Consider the following 19,610-nt stretch of genomic DNA (forward strand, 5'->3'; position numbering starts at 1 on the left):
TTCAGGTGCGGGGCTTTTTTTGTTCATAAGGAAATACGGGCTTATTCCGCTTCGTTCGTGACGAGGTTTGTCGGAAATGAGAAACACTTCATCAAAAACCAGTTGAGAATGTTTCTCATTACCAATATAGGGATTTCGAAATGTAAAGTTGTTTATCTGAATGAAGAGGTTCCGGTGACTGGTTCGCTGCGCACACACATCACGTCTCTTTCAGTTGCCGGTACGCTCCTGATGTCTTCGCAAGGCTATGCTGCTGCACCTGTGAAGCATGAGAAAAAATCAGATCGCAAACCGGAGTCATCAACGCGGCATCTGGAAGACAGTGCGGGTGTTGAAGGGTCGGATGTCGAACATCTGACAGTTCAGGGACATGGCTTTAACACCATGCATCAGTCTCTTGGGCTTTCCCGGATGCCACAGGACGTGATGCACACGCCGCAGAACATCAATGTCGTGCCGCAGGCCCTGATGCAGCAGCAGAATGTCAAATCTCTCGATGAAGCTCTGAGGAATGTGCCCGGTGTGACAACGTCCATCGGGGAGGGCGCTGGCGGCATGAACGGGGATCAGTTCCTGATCCGTGGTTTTCAGGCCCAGAATGATATCTATGAAGATGGACTGCGGGACTTCGGTGTCTATTCCCGCGACTCATTCAATTTCGAAACTGTGTCCGTCATCAAGGGGCCGTCTTCCGAAGTGTTTGGGAATGGCACGACGGGCGGTGCCATCAATATGGTGACCAAAACTCCTGGTTTGAAAAATCACTACTCCGCTGATTTTTCAGGCGGTTCAGGCAGTTATTATCGCGGCACATTGGATGTGAACCAGAAAATCAATGACTCTACGGCCTTCCGCATTACGGGAATGGGCGATGAGCATAATGTTGTGGGACGAGATTATATCTTCTCTCATCGCTGGGGTGTTGCTCCGTCTCTTGCATTCGGGATTGGCAAGAGAACAACGCTTGTTCTGCAATACATGCACCAGCAGGAAAACTCCGTGCCTGATTTCGGTGTTCCGGTTGTCACGAAACCAGGGGCAAAGTACGGGCAGCCTATTACAGAATACGGTATCCGCCGGACGAACTGGTACGGCACGGATAACGACCAGAACGCCACAAATTCCAACATGGAAACAGCGCGGTTCAGCTTCAAACTGAACAGGCATGTCACGTTCTATGATGATTTGCGGGGTGGTGAGTATTACCGGTCTTTTGCGGCCTCAAAAGCGACCTGCGATACGACGTGTGTGAACAACTACTTCAACGGGGATGCGTCAAAGGCGCTTGTTGCACGGTCCGGACCAGTGGGTGCGGGGGCGGGTACAGGAGGCGGAACCTACATGGCGCCGCTGCCGTATGAGCAAACGAGCTGGTCTGTGCAGAATGTCGGCTCAATGGTTGCAGACTTTCATACAAGCTTTCTCCGGCATCAGGTTGTTGCCGGGTTTGATGTCGAACGCGTCAATGATGTTCGCTCACAGTCGACGTATCTGAAGCCAAAACCGTATGCAAACCTGGTTAATCCGAAGGGGAATGTCGGCAATCTTGATCTGGTACCGGGTGATATGAACCCGGCCGGTCTGGTGTCTCTGGGGTCACTGGGGGCGAAGTCGCATAGTAATGGCTACGGGTTCGATACGGGCCTGTTCCTGTTCGATCAGATCTGGTTCACCAAGTGGCTTTCTGTGAAAGGGGGCTTCCGCTGGGATCGTTGGCAAACGAGCTACAACCTGACGGGAGGCAATGTCGCGAAGAACCCCGATCAGCATTTTCATGATGTGACGGGCGTGTTCAATCCGAATGCCAGCCTCGTTGTCACGCCGGACGACCATCAGACTTATTATTTTACCTGGGCCAATTCCACGACCCCGATGGGAATGTACGTCACCAATGGGTCTGTTCCCATCCGTCCGGGGACCAATTCTTTTGCCAGTCCTGAGAAAGCTCAGCTTTATGAGCTTGGCGCCAAGTACAGCATTCTGCATGACCGGTTGGGTCTGACGGCCTCTTTGTTCCGTCTGGACAAAGGGAATGCATTGAACGCTGATCCGGTGACGGGTGAAATTCAGGGCTCTTCTGACCGGCAGCGTAATCAGGGTCTGGAACTGTCTGTCGGCGGTGTCATTCTGCCGGGCTGGAACGTGTCAGCGACCTATGCCCTTTATGATAGCAGCACGACGTCTTCTGCGACCAAGGCGAACCGCGGCAAGAATGTTCAGTATGTGCCACACAATCAGGCAACCCTCTGGTCAGCGTATAGCGCCTTCCCGGACAAGCCCTATAACCTGACAGTCGGTGGTGGGCTGACCTGGCGTGAGCATGTCTGGCTCGATACCGCCAATACTCTGCGTGCTCCGGCAAATCTGGACTTCAGCGCCATGATTTCCCATCGCTTTAACCGGCACTGGAAAATCTCCATGAATGGCTACAACCTTGCCAACAAACTCCATTACCAGAGCCTTTTCTCGAACCGTGCGACCCCCTCTGCAGGGCGTATGTTCCTGGGTGAAGTCAGCGTTGCGTATTGAGCGGCCAGGTTTTTGATTTTAAGCTAGCGCTTGGCATGATGGGAAAACGCATTTTGTTTTCCCATTACGCTTGGGAGGCTTTTTGCCATTTGCGCAGTCCATGAACCGCCAGAAGGACGAATATCGCGTAAAGGGCAGCTGTCGGGTAAAGGTCGCGACTGACGAACATGGCAACGTAAGCTGTGTCGATCACGATCCAGCAGGCCCAGCTGATCGTATGCCGCCGCGCGGCCCAGATCTGTGCAACCAGACTGTAACTGCTGAGCAGGGCATCAGCCACGGGAGTAGGATCGTCTGTAAAGCGCGCCAGAAAGAAAGCCCACAGTCCGCCCCCAAGTGCGCCGATCAGAAGGCCAAAGAATAACCCGCGTTCCGAAAGTGGCCGAATATGCAGGGTCTCATCGCCTTGCGCACCGTCTTTCATCCAGCGCCACCACCCATAGAGCAGGCAGCCACAGAATACGGCCTGAAGGCAGGCGTCGGCGTAAAGATGGGCTTTAAAAAACACCCACCCGTATAAGAGAGCGGCAAGAAGAGAGAGTGGCCAGCAAGCCATAGTGCGGCGTGCCGTCAGCCACACGCCGATGGCACTCAGAAGGGCCGCGATGAGTTCCGTCAGGGACATGCGGCAATGGCATCCAGAGTTTCGCGGAGCCAGTTCAGAAGGTGTTGACCGTCACGGCCTGCAAACCAGTGTGCATGGCCTAAAAGATAGTCTGCGTAGGCGACACGGGCTGACGCCTCATCCTGAACAAGCGTGTTGTAATACGCGACCTCAGACAATGCGAATTCGACATGAACAAGCGGCAGGAACACAACGACCAGTTCGCGTTCTTGCGGAGTGAGGGGACGGACCCTGTGATAGCCCGCTAACAGGGCGTTCAGCTGGCTCCACGAGACAGCAAAGTGCGAGGACAGCCAAGAGATGGCAGTGCGCTCGATCGCCACTGCGAGATCGTACGCAGCGCAGGTGAAATCAGACATACCAAAATCAAAGATCCCGCAGATTTCGGCGTCTGGAGTGGCGGACGTCCAGAACTGGTTAGACGGATGCCAGTCTCCGTGTCCCCAACAGGGGATAATCTCTGTCAGGAGTGGTCGCAGTTTTGCGTGGAAAGGTTCCAGGACACGTAAGATCTGCTGCCACGCCTCTGCATTCAGTGCTGTGTTGAGGCCCGGTTGAGACGCAGCCCAATCACGGAGGCCAATCTCAAGATCGGGGTTGGTAATAGCGTTGAAGTTGGACAGCAAAAGCCGATCAGGCCGGGCGGGGTCGGCGTAATCTGTCGCTGCAAGATGAAGACGGGCGAGTGTGCCGCCAGCGGTATGCGCATGTTCTGAACAGAGAAACGGCTCCCAGGACTGAACATCTCGATAAAGATCCAAGCCGGGTAAGGGAGGGAAAACCTCATAAACCCAACCATGATCTGTCAGAGCGCAGTGTTGTTCCCGCGTTGTAAGCGCCGCCGTGACGGGTAAGTCATGGCGGCTAAGATGCGCCATGAAAGCGTGTTCTTCCGTCAGGGCGTTCTGATCGCGAAGGCGTGGATCATGGCGCTTCAGAAAAAGCATCGTGCCGTCGGTAAGGCGCATCAGGGCTGTCGCGGAGAACGGGCGTTGTCCATGCCACAGAACAGTTTCCGGAACAGCGGTAATGGAAAAAAACGCCAGAACACGTTTCGCCTCGGCGAGCGTTAGCGGCGGCCAGTGCCGTTCAGCCTGCACACCATTGACGCCGAACTGTCCGGGAGCAGTCACGGCTTCAGAAGCCTGTGGACGCTGTGAACAGGGCTGCGAAACCGCCGCCGATATAATAACTCGGGGCGCTTCCGCTGATCGTGCTGCCGTAAATGCCAGTCGTGTCCTTTGCGTTCAGGGTCGGGCTGGCGACGCCGGAGAGGGAGCGCTCATTGGTGATGTTGATGAAGTTCAGGCGCAGGGTTGGCTTGTGCAAGCGGGACAGATCACCGAAGCGATAGCCGACGGAAATATCGCCGGTCGTTCGGTCTGACATCCGCTCATCATTCATGAACGTTGCGTATTGGTGCCCCGTGTAATGCAGGGTGGCCACGCCGAAGATGTGCCCGTCATCGTAGCTGATGCCAGCCGCGGCCTGAAGTGTCGGGCTTCGAACGGCGATTTTGCCTTTGGTCGGCAGAAGATCGCCACCTGAAGCAATGTTATTATCAATGGTGGCGTGTAGATACTCGCCCGAGACGTAAGGGCTGAAGTGGTGCCAGGGGCGGAGGCCGATTTCCACATCTACACCGCGGGAGGTCTGGCCTCCGGCATTCATGGTCGTCTGAATGATGGAGCCGTTCTGGGAGGCCAGCGTTGAGATTTGGCGGTTGGTGAAATTGTAGTTGAACAGCGTCAGGCTGCCGATGATCCATTGTCCCGTGCGGCGATATCCCAGTTCTTCGGAAATGGAATATTCGTTGCGGACATCCGCACTGCCGGTTGTCGCGAGTGCGCCCGAGGTTGGGTCGTAGGTGTTGTAAAGCGCCGTCTGGTCTGGCGCGCGGAAATTGGTCGTGGCGTTGAAGAAAATCTGGTTCTGCTCATCAATGCGCCAGCGGACGCCAAGACGCGGCAGAGGCTCCATGCTGTTGGACGCTACGCGATACTGAGGGCCGGGAACATTGTTCGTGCCAGCGCGGCTCATCATGACGGCCTTGAAACCCGCCTCGATGGTCAGGCGATCATGCAGGAGCGAGATATGATCGCCCACATACAGCGCGTTGGTCTGGGAAATGGTGTGGAAGCTGCCGCCCAGCAGTTTCTGCCCGTTCGCAAGATGGATCAGGCTACTGCTGTTTTCCGCCCAGATATCGCCTGAGGCGCCGGTGGCAGAAACGGTTGTGAAGGGCTGTTGCTCGTTGTCGTCTCCGTAATCGTACCAGTAACCGAGGACGAAATCGTTCCAGCCAGTGTTGTAATGCAGGGTTGAATTGAATCCGGAGCGATAACTGCGTTGCGTGTAGTTGGCACGCACGACAGCGGTTCCATCCTGTGCATTGGGCAGCGTGAGCGTGTCACTCAGGGGCTGAGTGCCGTTATAGAGACCGGTTTCCGTTAGTGTGGAGCCACCCGGAACGTTGCCATAGGCGAACTGTGCGTAGGGTGTGACGTCGAGGGAAAGCTTATGCGTCAGATGCAGGTGGACGGGCGCTCCTGCATAGAAGGTGCGTTCTGGCGCGCGCCACAGACGCCAGTAATTGACGGCATTGTCTGCGTTGGAGGCGTCATAATGGCCAGCAAGGTTGTTCGCGCCATGAATGCCATCGGCTTTCCAGCTTTCCATCGTAACCTGCGGATAATAGCTGGTGATGGTTGTATTGAAGGAGCCAATGAGACTGGCGCGGTTGCCTTGACCCCACTCCTTCAAAAACTTGAAATCGACATGCTGGCGTTTGTCCCGCCCCGGTCCGCGCCAGTTGTCGCTGGCGCTGTGGGAGTAAGACACAAAGCCACGAATGCCGGAATTTCCGATATTGCCCGTTTCAAGGCGAATGAATTCACGGTTGGTGTCGAAGGAGCCGTAGGAGACGCTGGCGAAACCCCCGGCCTTTTGTGCCGGGTCGAGAAAGGACAGGCTCATCAGCCCACCGGCAGCGTTCAAGACGGGACTGTCCAGATCGGCCGAACCCTGGGCAAGTGCGACCTGACTGTAGTTCTCACTGTCAGCGAACTGGCTCGGATAGCCGGAATAATAGGCGACATCGTTCAGCGGCGTGCCTTCCAGCACATAACCGATGGCGTCATTGTTCAGGCCGCGCACGGTCAGGTTGGTGTTGGGCGAAAAGCCGAACGGGTCGGAGGTGGCGACATTCGCACCGGGCAGCATGGAGGCAAGCTGATAGGCCGTCGCCATCGGGGGCTGCTTGTCCATGTAATCGCGGCTGACTGTGCTGATAGAGCGCACACTGTTCTCCGGTCGGATCAGTCCACCGCCGGGCTGGTGCCCGGGTGCGCTGTCAGAAACGCGGTGAACGGTGATGTGCTCGGGCTTCGGGGCGATGGACGCAGGCGGGGTAAGAGCTGTGGTGTCCGCCGCGCGCACTGTACCGGCACAAACGGTCAGGCCGAGCAGGAAGACAGGAACCTGGCGGGATTTGCGCGGAAATACGGTGGTCATGATGGTGCTGTCCCGCCTGCAATACTGCGATCCCCACATGCGCAGCGGGGACGACGAGAGACACCGAAAATCCAGTCTTTGGATCTGTCAGTAGCCACCATCCCTCCGCCAGCATGAACTGGATCAGGTTCTATGGGTCACTGCGCTGGTATGGCTCTAAAGCGCATACCCTCAGCAGTCTCTCAGCCCTTTGTCAGGGCACCCCAAGGTGAAGAAGCACTCCTTCATGGGCTGCGAGAGAATGTCAATAAATTCCGTAAGGCGTGGGGCGATCAAAATTTCGTCGGCAGGGATGGAGCAGCGATGCAGAGCAGGATAGAGTATTGTTATAAGATAACATTTCTAGGATCTGTCATGCGTGTTGTGAAGCGCCTGTTACCTACTCTGCTCATTGCAGGCACAGCCCTCGGTTCAGCTCAGGCGGAGGAAGGAATGTGGACGTTCGACCATCTGCCAGCCCGTCAGTTGAAGCAGCAATATGGCTTCGAGCCTTCGGCTGAATGGATCAACCACGTCATTCAGTCTTCAGCACGTCTGGCAGAGGGATGCTCGGCGTCTTTTGTCTCTGGTGATGGGTTGGTGATGACAAATCATCATTGTGCCAATACCTGCCTGACCGACCTGTCGGACAAGACGCACGATTATTTTCATGATGGTTTTTCGGCAGCAGATGTTTCCAAAGAGCCGCAATGTCCGGGTATGGAGCTGGATCGTCTGGATCAGGTGAAAGATGTGACAGGCCGTGTCGCTGATATGACCTCAGGCAAGCACGGTGCGGATTATGCAAAGGCGCTTCAGGCTGCCAATAGCGTTCTGACGAAGGAATGTGCGGGCGGAGACGCAACACACTGGCGGTGTGATGTTGTGACGCTCTATCACGGTGGTCAAACTGCGCTCTATCGCTATCGTCGATATCAGGATGTGCGTCTTGTGATGGCGCCGGATCAGGATATCGCATTCTTTGGCGGCGATCCGGACAATTTTACCTTCCCACGTTATGATATCGACCTGTCGATGTTGCGGGTGTTTGAGGACGGTAAGCCGGTCCACACACCTTTCTTCAAGTTTGATCCGAAAGGGCCAAAAGCAGGAGAGCTGGTGTTCACGTCTGGTAATCCGGGGCGGACGCAGCGGTCTCTTCCGGCCAGTGCATTGACGTTTCAGCGGGACGTTATCCTGCCAACCATTATTGGGGTGTATTCTACCAGCGAAGGGGCGCTCTGGCAGTATTCGCGTGAAAGCAAGGAACATCTGATTGAAGCGCAAAATACGCTGTTCGGCGTTCAGAACGGCCTGAAATCTCTGTCGGGCACCGTGAAGGCCCTGCGGGAGCCCGGCGTGATGGAAAAGCGTGAAGCGGAAGATCGCGCTCTTCAGGCCTGGATTGATGCGGATGCCGAGCGCCGCAAGATCTATGGCGAGCCGTTCAAAAAAGTGGAGGCTGCACTGGCCATACAGCGCCAGTCTTATGGCCATGACTTTGCCATTGCCCGTACAGTTCATGGCCTGCTGGGTGATGCTGTCATGCTGGTATCAGCCGCGCAGGAGCGACAGAAGCCGGATGCCGAGCGTCGTGCGGGCTACCACGATGCCGAACTGGCTGAACTTGAAGCTGAAATTTCTGCCAAAGTGCCGGTGCATGTCGATCTGGAAACCATGACGCTGGCTCTGGGCATGACCACGATGCGTCAGATGCTGGGTGAGGACGATGCTGCCGTGCATCTGGTTCTGGGCACAAAAAGCCCGAATGAACGCGCGGCAGAACTGATGCAGGGAACGAAGCTTGCTGATCCTGCGCAGCGCCTTGCGTTGTATAAGGGTGGTGCAAAGGCCATTCAGGCTTCTACGGACCCGATGATTGTTCTGGCACGTCAGTTGCAGCCGGTTCTGGATGTGATCCGCAATCGAAGCCGTGATCAGATCGAAGCACCAATGCATGAAGCTCAGGGTGCGATTGCCCGTGCCCAGTTTGCGCGCGCCCAGGCAGAAGGAAAGGCAGATACGCTTTATCCGGATGCTACATTCTCACCAAGACTGTCTTACGGCACCGTCAAAGGTTGGCAGGAGGGTGCCACGACGATTGCGCCCTTCACAAATTTTGCCGGGATGTACAAACATGCGACCGGGAGCGATCCGTTCCGTCTCCCGCAGGTCTGGCTGGATGCGAAGCCTCATCTGACACTTTCCACGAATCTCGATTTTGTTTCGACGAATGATATTGTGGGTGGAAATTCAGGCTCGCCGGTCATTAACCGGCAGGGCAATGTGGTGGGCCTGATTTTCGACGGTAATCTCGATAGTCTGGCTGGCGATCTTTATTACGATGGCGAGCGCAATAGAGCGGTTTCGACGGATACGAGCGCCATCATGGCTGCACTCAAGACCGTCTATCATGCCGATGCCCTTGCTCAGGAACTAGAACAGGGACACCTGTAATCATGATGTGAGGGTCATTCCTGCGGAATAACCCTCGACATCCAATGTAAGATTCCTGACAGTGGGTGGATGCCAGTCTGTCCGTCTTCCTGTTGTTTTCAGCCTGGAGTGTCCCCTGATGCTGGGTGACACTTTCCGCTCTCTGGGGCGGCGCAATTATCGTGTCTGGGTCTGGGGAGCACTGTTCTCCAACATCGGAACATGGATGCAGTTCACGACGCAGGACTGGCTTGTTCTGACTGAATTGACCCATCACGATGCCATGGCCATTGGGATCGTGATGGCCCTCCAGCTTGCCCCGCCTCTTTTGCTTATGCTCTGGACCGGACTGATTGCGGACCGGGTCGAGAAGCATCGATTTCTGCTTTTTACCCAAGGTGCCTTGGGTGTGCTGGCTGTTGCACTGGGCCTTCTCGTCGTTACGGGATCGGTCCGTCTCTGGCAGGTGGATCTGTTTGCTTTCCTGAGTGGCTGTGTCGCCGCGTTTGACAGTCCTGTTCGTCAGACATTTGTGGGTGAGTTGGTGGGAGAGACCGATCTTCCAAATGCCGTGGCCATCAATTCCATGTCCTATAATGCTGGACGGATGATCGGGCCTGCGGTGGCAGGGTTCTGTATTGCGGAAATTGGTTCAGGCTGGTCGTTTGTTTTGAACGGCCTTTCGTTTTTCGGCGTCATGGGCTCTTTGCTCTTTATTCGTCGTGAAGACCTGTTTCGGCATGCCAAAGCGAGAGAAACCGAGCGCAATGCCCTGACCAGCGGACTGCGCTATGTCTGGGCGCGCGAAGACCTTCGGACGATTCTGATTATGTTGTTCATTATCGGAGCGTTTGGTCTCAATTTCCCGATCTTTATTGCGACCATGGCAGTTGGCGTGTTTCACGTCGGCGCGCATGGTTATGGAATTCTGAATTCCGCCATGGCCGTGGGCACCATTCTGGGGGGCTTTTTGGCAGCAGGTCGTAAAAAGGCAGATTTTGACGTTCTGCTGAATGGTTCATTGATTTTTGGTGTGGGTTGCCTGTTGGGAGCATTGGCTCCGACATACTGGCTTTTTGCCTGCACGTTGCTTATTACCGGCGTATCATCTCTGACATTTACAGCCACCAGTAACAGCTTCATGCAGCTTTCGAGCGACCCATCCATGCGAGGGCGCGTGCTGGCCATCCGGTTTGCTGTTTTTGCAGGGTCATCCCCATTTGGTGCCCCTGTTGTGGGATGGGTTGCCAATTATTTTGGGCCACGGTGGTCCCTGGGTGTCGGAGCGCTGTCGGGATTTTTGGCGGCAGTGGTGGCGTTATTATACATCCTGCGCATGCGGGAGCAGCAGGGCGAGAAGCACTCGTGACCGTTCGCTGGGGAAAGCGGATTGCGGCAGCGGCGTTGGCTGGCGGTATTGTGTGTGCGAGTTGGTGTGCATGCGTTGCCGTAACGGGTATGCGTGCTTCTGCCAGCCCCGCAGAAATGGGCGTCATTTTCGGCACAGCCGTCACGGATGCGGGCGTGCCGAAGCCAGCGTTGCAGGACCGTCTGGAAACCGGATTGTTACTCTGGAAAGAAAAGCGCGTTCGGGAATTGATGGTGAGTGGAGCTGTGGAAACTGCCAATCATCAGGATGAAGCTGAAATCATGGCGCACTGGCTGGAAAATCACGGTGTTCCGGCAGAAGCGATCATCGTTGATTCACAGGGAAACAATACCTGGCTGACGGCTGTGCATGTTGCGCAGGAAGCGCCGGAAGGGGCTGTCGTCGTTTCGCAGTGGTTTCACATCATGCGGGCAGAATGGGCATTGCGGCATGCTGGCGTGAAAGACGTGTCAGGCGCTTATCCGAAAGTCTTTCGGCTGCCTGAACTCTATTATTTGTTCCGGGAGGCCGTGGCGCTCCCGGTATACTGGGTGACGAAACCGACCCCTGCTCAGTAAGGCACGCCAATCTGTTCAATCGCTGTTGCGAGTGACGGAGCCAAGGGCATCATCGGTGCCAGAGTGGACTGGTAGGCATGGTAAAGGTCGCCCTTACCTTTGTAGATATGTTCTGTTGGCTCACCTTCTGGGCTAACTTCGTTGAACCAGCTGCCAAAATCCCGATCAATCAGGGTGGTGTCGATATAATCCCAGATCGTACGATACCAGTGCTCGTAATGTGGATTTCCCGTGCGCTTATACAGGTTGATTGCCGCCGTCAGAGCTTCTGCATGAGCCCAGTGGACGCGCGAAGGCACATGGGGTTTGTGATCCCAGTCGATTGTGTAAACCATTCCAGGAAGACCATCGACGTTCCAGCCTGACTTCATGCCGGTCTCGAAGAGCGCCTGTGCGTCATGAAGCATCCAGCCCGGTGCTGTTTCGCCTCTGCGGAGTAGAGCTGCCTCCAGTTTCACTGTCAGGTGAGACCATTCGACAAAATGACCCGGTGTCATGCCGTAGGGGCGTAGATCGTCCGTAGGTTTGTCTTCATGATAATTCTGCAGCAGATCCCAATTTCGGTTGAAGTGCTCGGGCATTGCGAAGCCCTGTTGTGGGGCCAGTTCATGCACAAACCGGGTGACGATCCGCAGCGCGCGGCGCAACCACTTCACATCACCTGTAACATCCGCAAGAGCCATGAAGGCTTCTGTGGAATGCATGTTACTGTTGGCCCCGCGGTAGTTCTCTTCGTCAGACCAGTCATCTGCGAAGCTCTCGCGCATGACGCCTTCGTCTTCAGACCAGAAATGCGTCTCGATCTGATGGATGGCATCCTTGAGAAGTGCGTTGGCACCTTCCACCCCGATCAGAACAGCAGAGGACGCGGCCAGCGCGACGAACGCATGCAGGTAGGCCTGCTTGCGCTCATGAGGCTGATCCGCGAAGTGGTTCCAGCCTCCGTGCTGCTGGTCCCGAAAGGATGTCATGAGCGCATTTACGCCATGTGCGACGAGCGGCGCGCTTCCTGGAATACCCTGGAGTTCCGCAGTCGCATAAGCGTGCACGCACCGCGCAGTCAGGGTTGCTTCTGCCTTGGCGCCTTCAGGAAGATGGCCCTCCATATCCAGCCCTGCAAAACCCCCGTCGATACAACCTTCCTTGCTGAAATCCAGCAACCGACGGCCCTGCATTTCGAGCCAAGCCCGGTGAGATGGTCGGCGGATCCAGGCGTCTCTACTAAGCAGAATGGGGGAGAGGCGATCGGTCATAAAAACTCCATACTACGGTGGTAGTAGTCAGACAGTCTGATGAGGACGCATCAGCAGCGGTTGAGTTCCTGAGGGCCTCGTCGGCGGTACTCGCTCACGAACGCGCGGGGATGTGCGGAACTGTCTTGCGTCTGGAGGTTGCTTTGCCGATACATAACAACATGACAGAACGATCCCCGATCATTGTCGCCCCCAGCCTGCTGGCTGCCGACTTCGCCCGTCTTGGAGATGAGATTGCATCCATCTCTCGCGCGCCCTGGTTACATCTGGATGTAATGGACGGTCATTTCGTGCCGAACATCTCGTTCGGTCCTGGGGTGATCTCGGCCTTGCGAAAGCATACCGATGCGAAGTTCGACGTGCACCTGATGATCGATCCAGTGGATCCGTATCTGGAAGCAACAGCCAAGGCTGGCGCGGATCACATTACGGTGCACGTGGAAAACGCCCCCCATATTCACCGGACGCTTCAGACCATCCGTGCGCTTGGTTGCCGCCCGGGAATTGCGATCTGTCCGGGGACGCCGCCAGAAGCACTGTCAGAGGTGCTTGATCTGGTAGACATCATTCTGGTCATGACAGTGAATCCCGGGTTTGGCGGCCAGAGCTTTCTGGAAAGCCAGCTGCCAAAAATCCGAACCCTGTCGCGCATGATTGAAGACAGTGGCCGTGATATCGTGCTGGCGGTTGATGGCGGCATTGACCCGGTCACAGCCCCAAAAGTGGTGGCTGCCGGAGCGCGGATGTTGGTGGCAGGGTCTGCCGTCTTTGGTAAGCCGGACCGTGATTCAGCCATTCATGCACTTGAAGGCCCGTTCAAGGAAGACAGCGCCTGATGCCCATTCGTCGCTGGATTCAGGACGCACGACTTTCACTCGCACGACTGCCCGTTGGTGGCGGAACTTCAGAGGGACCGGTTTATATTTATCGTGACCCGTGGAAGGGGGACGCCGAGCAGGGCGCCCGCCTTGTCGCGGGTCGCTTTCGGTTTGAGCGGCAGGACTACGATCTGCCACGCGGAAAGTGGGAACGCGGCCCTTGGCCGGAACCTGCAAAACAGTGGCTGCAAAGTTTTGCATGGCTGCGGGATCTGCGCGCATTAGGCAGTGACGATGCCCGCATGACGGCCCGCGCGCTTGTCGCGGACTGGGTAGCGCATCCTCCAACGGATCCGCTGGTCAAGGATGCCTGCGTAACAGGTGCGCGCCTCTCATCCTGGCTGGCAAACCACGAGTTCTGCCTGGCTTCGGCGGACCGTAAACTTCAGCAAAAAATCATGGATCGGATGTTGGTAGAGGGGCGGACCATTGCCGCTCTTTTGCCACTTGAACCGCAAGGCTGGCGTGGGCTGACAGCCTTGCGTGGCCTGCTGGCAGCTGCTCTGGCTATGCCGGATCACAGCGGGTTCATGACGCGCTTCCTGCGTTACCTTCCCGCGGAAATTGAACGTCTGATTCTTTCTGATGGGACGGTTGCTGAGCGGTCTCCGGAGGCACAATATCAGACGGCGCGCGAACTGGCAGAAATGTCCGTCATGTTCCGCACAGCGCATTCGAGCGTGCCGCCCTTTATTGACGTGGCCCTGGACAGAGTCTGTCCGGTGTTGCGTGCCATGCGTCATGGTGATGGTGGCCTGGCCGTTTTTAATGGTTCCAACGAGCGCTACAGCGCGATGGTGGAAGATGTTTTGGCGCAGGGATCCAGGCAGAAGCTGATTGCGCCCGCCATGCATCAGGGGAAATTTACCCGGCTGGCTCTCGGGAAGTCCCTGTTGATTGTGGATAGCGGTGCGCCTCCACCGACCAGTTATGATCAGGCAGCGCATGCTGGAACCTTGTCTTTCGAGTTTTCAAACCAGCGGCATCGTCTTTTCGTCAATTGCGGCAGTGCGCAGGTGGGGGCGTGGGCGCAGGCGCTGAGGGCCAGTGCAGCGCATACGGTTCTGGTCGCGGATGGTCTGTCGTCCTCAGACTTCGGGCCTGACGGACATGTCACGCGGCGTCCGGCGCATGTCACATGAGAGCATCAAAGCAGTGGGGAAGCCCATTGGCTGGATCTGTCTCATGACGGGTATCATCCGCCGCTTGGAATGAAGTGGACGCGACGTCTTTACCTTGGGGCGGACGGAGAAGACTTGCGTGGGCAGGAAGTTCTTGAAGGTGAGCGCGAGACGCCGTTTGCCCTGCGGTTCCATATTCACCCGGACGTGCATGTCACACGGGACGACGAAGATATCATTCTTCAAATGGGCGGCATGATCTGGCGCTTCCGTCAGAAAGGCGGCATGTTGCTGCTCGAAGATGACGTCTATCTGGCGCGCGGTCGGCGTGAAAAGACCAAGCAGATCGTTATCGCTTCTCTCAGGCGCGTTGTTCCTGCGGCGGAAGAGGCAGCCGAGAATGGTGGAGAATCGCAGGAAAGTGCCAAACCTGCGGCACCCTCAAAACCACTTCAGGTTGTCTCCCAGACGGTAACCTGGCTTCTGGAACGTATCCCGGAATAAAGGTGCTGTTGTGAAAATCCTTGAAATCACAAACGTTGATTTCTCTCTGCGCCAGTTCCTGTTTCCCTTAATGAAGGCGCTTCGTGCCGCCGGGCATGAGGTTCAGGGGGCCTGTGCGGAAGGCCCCCATCTGGCTCCAGTACGGGCAGACGGGTTTGTCGTTCATGCCGTGCCGATGGCGCGGTCATTGTCACCGGTTGCACAGCTTCGCGCGTTTGTCGCGCTGATCCGGCTTATTCGCCAGGAGAAGCCTGACGTCGTGCATGGACATATGCCCATCAGTGGCATTCTGGCGAGGTTTGCTGCACGTCTTTGTGGTGTCAGGATCATTGCCTACACCTGTCATGGCTTCCTGTTCAATCAACCTGGATCTTTGGCACGCCGGATACTCTCTGTTGTTCTGGAATGGGCTGCAGGTCGAATCACTGATCTGTACATGACCGTCTCGGTTGAAGAGGCACGGGACGCACGACGCCTGCACCTGAATGCGCATCCCGTTGCTATTGGCAATGGCCGTGACCCCCGGTGCTATCATGCCAATCCCTTGGTACGGGCCCGTATCCGCAGGGAGTTGGGTGTTCCGGAAGATCGCCCCGTGGTCATCGTGGTGTCGCGACTGGTGCGCCACAAAGGCCATCCGGAGCTTCTCCGAGCCATGGAAGATGTGCCAGGAGCTGAACTCTGGGTTGTGGGGGAGCGGCTGCCATCTGATCATGGCGATGCTCTTGGGCCCGCGTTTGACAGGGCCAGACAGCTTTTAGGCCCGAGGTTGCGGATGCTGGGTTATCGGGAAGATGTGCCGGATCTTCTTGCCGCCGCAGACGTGTTTGCGCTTCCAAGCCACTTTGAAGGGCTTCCTATGTCCGTCATTGAAGCGATGCTGACGGAATTGCCTGTGGTGGCGACTGATGTTCGCGGTCCACGAGAACAGGTCGTGGATGGACAGACCGGATTTCTGGTGCCTCCTGGGCTCTCTGCGCCATTGGCACGGGCGCTGAGAACAGTGACACAGGATCTGCCTCTGGCGCGCGCTATGGGAGAGCGCGGGCGTCAGCGCGCAGTTGCGTCCTATAGCGAAAAAAGGATCATGGACCTCGTGGTGCGTCTGATCGAGGCTGAAGCACGATAGACGTTTTTCTCGAAATTCTCTGGTATTTTCTGGTTATTCCGAAATTTTGATTTTCGCCTTTCAGGAAAACAACGAGAATAGGCACGTTCTATTTGGAGAGGGACGATGTCTGACGAAACGAGTGTTCAGACTGACGGGAATAGCCGGTCAGGTGTTCTTCTGGCGCGCCGCACGGTTCTTTCGGGGGCGGCGGGGCTGGTCTGTCTTGGGGCTGCCAAAGCCAAAGCGGCTCAGCCGCAGGGGGCAGTAGAACCGCCGAGTGTTGTCAGCCAGCCACCTAGAGCGTGGGGCGAGAAAGCAGGCCCCAGTTATCTGCCCGATCCTGACGTGATTGCGATTGATCCCTCGTTCCGTGATTTGACGTATTTCGCGGCCCCCATTCGTCGCGTGTGGGATCAGGGCGGTTGGCTGGAAGGCCCTGCATGGAGCAGTGAAGGGCGCTTTCTGGTTCTCAGTGATGTTATTCGCTCCCGTGCGCTACGCTATATTTGGGAAACCGGAGAAATCACGGATTTCCGCCCCGATGGCTATGCAGCCAATGGGAACTGTTTTGATTTCGATGGTCGGCTTGTTGTCTGTGAAGACTTTTTCCGGCGCGTCGTCCGGTGGGAGCACGACGGAAGCGTTAAGGTTCTCGCGGATAAGTTCGAAGGGAAGGGGTTAAATTCCCCCAACGATGTTGTGCCTCACCCCGATGGAAGCTTGTGGTTCACGGACCCCGGTTACGGCACGAACATTACGGAAGGTCATGCAGATGAACCCGGTGGGCCGACCAATCTGGATGGAAAAATTCGCTGGAATATTGGCCGTGAACTAACGGGCGAAATTGGCGGGACCAAACGACAGAGTGACCATGTCTTTCGCATCGCCCCGGATGGAACGCTTCAGGCCGTTTTGCAGGAAAAGGATCTACTTGATCCGAATGGCTTGTGTTTTTCTCCCGACTACAAAAAGCTTTACGTCGTTTCGACGCCTAAAGGGCCGGGGCAGAAAGCGGGTGGCGATCAGGTCATCCACGTCTATGACGTGAATGGCAGCAGCCTTACCAACGGGCGTATTTTTGCGGACATGAAGCTGAATGGTGCGCAGATGAACCCGGATGGCATTCGTGTGGATGTATTCGGGAACTTGTGGTGTGGCGCGTCGGGTCCACTCGGCTTATGCGGGGTGTTTGTTTTTAATCCGGCGGGCAAGCTCATTGGTCGGCTTCGCTTACCGCAGGGGTGTTCGAACCTGACATTCGGTGGCCCAAAACGCGACTATCTGTTCATGTGCGCAGCCGGGTCGCTGTTTGTGCTGCAGGTTGGCGTGCAGGGATTTGCGCCGTCCTGAACCGTCGTTGCGGCTGGAGTTAGAGCCAGCCGTTCTGCCGGGCGACGCGCCCGGCTTCAATCCGGTTACGGGCATCGAGTTTCTGAACAATTTCCGAGAAGTAGTTCCGGACTGTCCCCGCGGACAGGGAGAGCTCTTCGGCAATCTCCTTGTTCGTTCGCCCGGCTTCAGCCAGACGGAGCATGGACCTTTCACGGTCTGACAACGGGTCGGGCAGGGCATCCCAGACAGACTCTGCCAGATCTGATGCAATGGCCCGGCCACCAGCAGCGACTTTCCGAATAGCATCGGCGAGTTGCGTAATCGGGGCATCCTTGAGCATGTATCCCCGCACGCCGGCCTGAAGAGCACGGCGCAGATATCCGGCACGGCCAAAGGTTGTCACGATCATGACACGGCTTGGAAGGCCCTGTTCCCGGATTTTTTCTGCCAGTTCAATGCCTGTCATGTTCGGCATTTCGATGTCCGTGATGATGACATCCGGGCGCAGGTCGGCCGCGAGCTGGAGCGCCCGTTGTCCATCTGGTGCGCGCCCCACGATCTGAATGTCTTCTTCAAGGCCCAGAAGCGCTTCAAAAGCATCCAGAAGCATGGCTTGGTCTTCGGCCAGAATAAGGCGGATCATGGGGTAATACTCGCTGTGAGCCGGAGGCCGCTTGAGGTATGGCTTAGCATTAAAGAGCCTCCCGCAGCGGCAAGACGTGTTCTCATGCCACGAAGGCCGTTTCCTTCCTGCGGAGGGGCCGGAGACCGGCCTGACTGCTCGGCGCCATCATCTTCAATGCGAATGGCACAGGGTTGCCCCCCAGCATCACAGTCAAAACTGATGGTGCAATGTCGCGCACCGGAATGACGGATCACATTCGTGACGGCCTCTCGCAATGCCATTGCGAGAACGCTGCTTTGTGGGTGATCTTCGAGACGCTCAGCGTGATGGATGGTCAGACTGATGGATGCTGCTTCAAGCGCCTTGCGGGCACGCTCCAGCTCATGCTGAAGGGACGCACCATTCATGCCGGTGACAGCCTCGCGGACTTCTTTCAAAGACGTTCGGGCAATCTGTGTGATGTCCTGAAGTTCACGCTGTGCACGGTCGGGGTGAGTCTCGAACAGGCGGTTGGCCAACTCGGCTTTGACTGAAATGACAGTCAGGGAATGGCCCAGAAGATCATGTACATCCCGCGCGATACGCTCGCGCTCTGCTGTAGCGGCCAGCGTACGGATTTCGTGTTGTGCCTTGCGGAGTTGCAGGTTTTGCAGGCCGAGCTTCCACTGCATCCACGTCCCGATATAGGTGATGATGCTAAAGAAGGCCCCGATGCTCGCGTGCAGCATGGATTTGTCCTGAAGCCAGACAAACGCGAACAGGGCGATCTGCAAACATACAATTGTCAGGACAGCTTGCCGCATCTGCCTGAAACAGGCGCACATGGCGGTGGCATAAATATTGAAGACCAGCCAGTCGCCCTGCGTCCATGCGGTCGCAAATCCGATAAGGGCCGTGAAGATAATCTCTGGCAGCCCATAATACCGGTCATTGCGGTAAGGCGCGAAATATAGCAGCAGGAAAACGCCTGTTGCGCCCGCAGAAAACAGGGCTGCCGGAAGGGTGGGTGCTCCATGGATCAACCAGGGAATAGGGTAGATCAGAAGATAAACGAGATAAGAGACCCGATACCGGTTGAAGCTCGGCCAGTTGTCTTCCTTGTTTCCAGGAAGCGGGATGAAGGTCTCTATTTCTGTCATGAGGGCAAAGCGTTCTTCGGCAGAAAGGACAGGGTTCCGGAATTGCGCAGACGGATAACGGCACCGACCCAGATGGCCAGAGCAGTTCCAAAGCCTGCAACTTCAAGATGTAGCGGTTCTGGAAGCAGGAAAGAAAGAGCTGACACGCTGACAATCACAAAACCCATGATGACGTGAATGGGTTCGTGCATCGCGCGGCCCATAGGGATGTACGAAAGGCCAATAATGCATCCGAGCAGCGGGTAAAGCAGTTCCGGATGATGCGTGCTGCGGACGGAGGTAATCATTACAGTAATGGCAATGATGCGCATGATCTTTACACGGCGCAGCAGGGCCGCGTCCCAAATGCGCTCGGGGCGACACTGGATCAGGTCGCGTCTGGCAAACCCGGCAAGCAGGACTAGCGTGATGACAGCAATCGGGATGGCCATGGCCATTGTGGAAACATGCGCTGCCATGGCACCGCGTGCTGCCCAGACGACGGCGAACAGCAGTCCGGCGGCATCGGTGGAAAGAGCTTTCCAGTTTTTCTGATTTGTCACGACCGCAGACTCCACTGTTTCGGAAAGATTATGACACAAGCCATGACCCGAAACAGTGAAGGACGTCATGACAAGG

Annotated in this window: 14 protein-coding genes, 1 pseudogene and 1 riboswitch; of the genes and pseudogenes, 8 read left to right on the top strand and 7 right to left on the bottom strand. The window is 56.4% G+C overall.

All coding sequences use genetic code 11. From position 1 onward, the window contains the following. The first annotated feature begins 312 nt into the window (after positions 1 to 312). A complete protein-coding gene (locus tag GCE01_RS06395; protein ID WP_099212000.1) occupies positions 313 to 2,529 on the top strand; it encodes a TonB-dependent receptor in 2,217 nt (738 codons plus the stop codon). 64 nt (positions 2,530 to 2,593) lie between these two features. Here GCE01_RS06395 and pnuC read toward each other — a convergent pair whose 3' ends face one another. The 3 genes from pnuC to GCE01_RS06410 are packed head-to-tail and all read right to left on the bottom strand — an operon-like array spanning position 2,594 to position 6,667. Continuing rightward, a complete protein-coding gene (pnuC, locus tag GCE01_RS06400; RefSeq protein ID WP_099211757.1) occupies positions 2,594 to 3,154 on the bottom strand; it encodes a nicotinamide riboside transporter PnuC in 561 nt (186 codons plus the stop codon). Then, positions 3,145 to 4,287 (bottom strand): phosphotransferase enzyme family protein, encoded by a 1,143-nt coding sequence (locus GCE01_RS06405; RefSeq protein ID WP_099211759.1) that lies wholly within the window; start codon positions 4,285 to 4,287, stop codon positions 3,145 to 3,147. Before GCE01_RS06405 ends, pnuC begins: the two co-directional genes overlap by 10 nt. Positions 4,288 to 4,291: 4 nt before the next feature. Then, the gene (locus GCE01_RS06410) at positions 4,292 to 6,667 is read right to left on the bottom strand and encodes a TonB-dependent receptor (protein ID WP_099211761.1); all 2,376 of its coding nucleotides are present in this window, start codon (positions 6,665 to 6,667) and stop codon (positions 4,292 to 4,294) included. Between the two features lie 83 nt (positions 6,668 to 6,750). Further along, positions 6,751 to 6,883: riboswitch (TPP riboswitch) on the bottom strand. A 138-nt stretch (positions 6,884 to 7,021) separates the two neighbouring features. On the opposite strand from GCE01_RS06410, the gene GCE01_RS06415 reads away from it, so the two are divergent. From GCE01_RS06415 to GCE01_RS06425, 3 genes are all read left to right on the top strand, one after another. Beyond that, positions 7,022 to 9,103, top strand: coding sequence for a S46 family peptidase (locus GCE01_RS06415; RefSeq protein WP_244591113.1), 2,082 nt, complete (start codon positions 7,022 to 7,024; stop codon positions 9,101 to 9,103). A 118-nt stretch (positions 9,104 to 9,221) separates the two neighbouring features. Continuing rightward, positions 9,222 to 10,451: an MFS transporter gene (locus GCE01_RS06420; RefSeq protein WP_174694799.1), complete on the top strand. Its 1,230-nt coding sequence runs from the start codon at positions 9,222 to 9,224 to the stop codon at positions 10,449 to 10,451. After that, complete coding sequence (locus GCE01_RS06425; protein ID WP_244591114.1) at positions 10,448 to 11,029, top strand: YdcF family protein; 582 nt, start codon at positions 10,448 to 10,450, stop codon at positions 11,027 to 11,029. The genes GCE01_RS06420 and GCE01_RS06425 overlap by 4 nt, the downstream gene beginning before the upstream one ends. Here GCE01_RS06425 and GCE01_RS06430 read toward each other — a convergent pair. Then, a complete protein-coding gene (locus tag GCE01_RS06430) occupies positions 11,023 to 12,282 on the bottom strand; it encodes an AGE family epimerase/isomerase (RefSeq protein WP_099211765.1) in 1,260 nt (419 codons plus the stop codon). The two genes, GCE01_RS06425 and GCE01_RS06430, sit on opposite strands and share 7 nt — an antisense overlap. 161 nt (positions 12,283 to 12,443) lie before the next feature. Between GCE01_RS06430 and rpe the strand changes: the two genes are divergently transcribed. The 4 genes and pseudogenes from rpe (at position 12,444) to GCE01_RS06450 (ending at position 17,246) form a co-directional block, all read left to right on the top strand. Then, entirely contained in the window at positions 12,444 to 13,118 is a 675-nt protein-coding gene (gene rpe / locus GCE01_RS06435; RefSeq protein WP_046900742.1) for a ribulose-phosphate 3-epimerase, read from the top strand. Beyond that, positions 13,118 to 14,785: pseudogene (locus GCE01_RS17390) on the top strand (heparinase II/III family protein). Before rpe ends, GCE01_RS17390 begins: the two are co-directional and overlap by 1 nt. Positions 14,786 to 14,795: 10 nt before the next feature. Further along, entirely contained in the window at positions 14,796 to 15,914 is a 1,119-nt protein-coding gene (locus GCE01_RS06445) for a glycosyltransferase family 4 protein (RefSeq protein ID WP_099211767.1), read from the top strand. 105 nt (positions 15,915 to 16,019) lie between these two features. Beyond that, positions 16,020 to 17,246 (top strand): SMP-30/gluconolactonase/LRE family protein, encoded by a 1,227-nt coding sequence (locus GCE01_RS06450; RefSeq protein ID WP_099211769.1) that lies wholly within the window; start codon positions 16,020 to 16,022, stop codon positions 17,244 to 17,246. 19 nt (positions 17,247 to 17,265) lie between these two features. Here GCE01_RS06450 and GCE01_RS06455 read toward each other — a convergent pair whose 3' ends face one another. Genes GCE01_RS06455 through GCE01_RS06465 form a run of 3 tightly spaced genes read right to left on the bottom strand, consistent with a single transcriptional unit; the run spans position 17,266 to position 19,603 of the window. Next, positions 17,266 to 17,871, bottom strand: coding sequence for a response regulator transcription factor (locus GCE01_RS06455; RefSeq protein WP_046900746.1), 606 nt, complete (start codon positions 17,869 to 17,871; stop codon positions 17,266 to 17,268). Then, on the bottom strand, positions 17,868 to 18,992 hold the full coding sequence (locus GCE01_RS06460; protein ID WP_099211771.1) for a sensor histidine kinase: 1,125 nt from the start codon (positions 18,990 to 18,992) through the stop codon (positions 17,868 to 17,870). The genes GCE01_RS06455 and GCE01_RS06460 overlap by 4 nt, the downstream gene beginning before the upstream one ends. Beyond that, positions 18,989 to 19,603 carry a hypothetical protein gene (locus tag GCE01_RS06465; RefSeq protein WP_099211773.1) on the bottom strand — a complete coding sequence of 205 codons (615 nt, stop codon included), beginning with the start codon at positions 19,601 to 19,603 and terminating at the stop codon, positions 18,989 to 18,991. The genes GCE01_RS06460 and GCE01_RS06465 overlap by 4 nt, the downstream gene beginning before the upstream one ends. Between the last annotated feature and the right edge of the window lie 7 nt (positions 19,604 to 19,610).

Source organism: Gluconobacter cerinus, from assembly GCF_002723935.1.
In the GTDB taxonomy this organism is placed as follows: Bacteria; Pseudomonadota; Alphaproteobacteria; order Acetobacterales; family Acetobacteraceae; genus Gluconobacter; species Gluconobacter cerinus.

What these genes read in the sequence shown, in the direction of transcription:
- GCE01_RS06430 (WP_099211765.1), bottom strand. Translation starts at nt 12,282, where the DNA reads ATGACCGATCGCCTCTCCCCCATTCTGCTTAGTAGAGACGCCTGGATC.
- GCE01_RS06455 (WP_046900746.1), bottom strand. Translation starts at nt 17,871, where the DNA reads ATGATCCGCCTTATTCTGGCCGAAGACCAAGCCATGCTTCTGGATGCT.
- GCE01_RS06410 (WP_099211761.1), bottom strand. Translation starts at nt 6,667, where the DNA reads ATGACCACCGTATTTCCGCGCAAATCCCGCCAGGTTCCTGTCTTCCTG.
- GCE01_RS06415 (WP_244591113.1), top strand. Translation starts at nt 7,022, where the DNA reads ATGCGTGTTGTGAAGCGCCTGTTACCTACTCTGCTCATTGCAGGCACA.
- rpe (WP_046900742.1), top strand. Translation starts at nt 12,444, where the DNA reads ATGACAGAACGATCCCCGATCATTGTCGCCCCCAGCCTGCTGGCTGCC.
- GCE01_RS06460 (WP_099211771.1), bottom strand. Translation starts at nt 18,992, where the DNA reads ATGACAGAAATAGAGACCTTCATCCCGCTTCCTGGAAACAAGGAAGAC.
- GCE01_RS06465 (WP_099211773.1), bottom strand. Translation starts at nt 19,603, where the DNA reads ATGACGTCCTTCACTGTTTCGGGTCATGGCTTGTGTCATAATCTTTCC.
- pnuC (WP_099211757.1), bottom strand. Translation starts at nt 3,154, where the DNA reads ATGTCCCTGACGGAACTCATCGCGGCCCTTCTGAGTGCCATCGGCGTG.
- GCE01_RS06450 (WP_099211769.1), top strand. Translation starts at nt 16,020, where the DNA reads ATGTCTGACGAAACGAGTGTTCAGACTGACGGGAATAGCCGGTCAGGT.
- GCE01_RS06420 (WP_174694799.1), top strand. Translation starts at nt 9,222, where the DNA reads ATGCTGGGTGACACTTTCCGCTCTCTGGGGCGGCGCAATTATCGTGTC.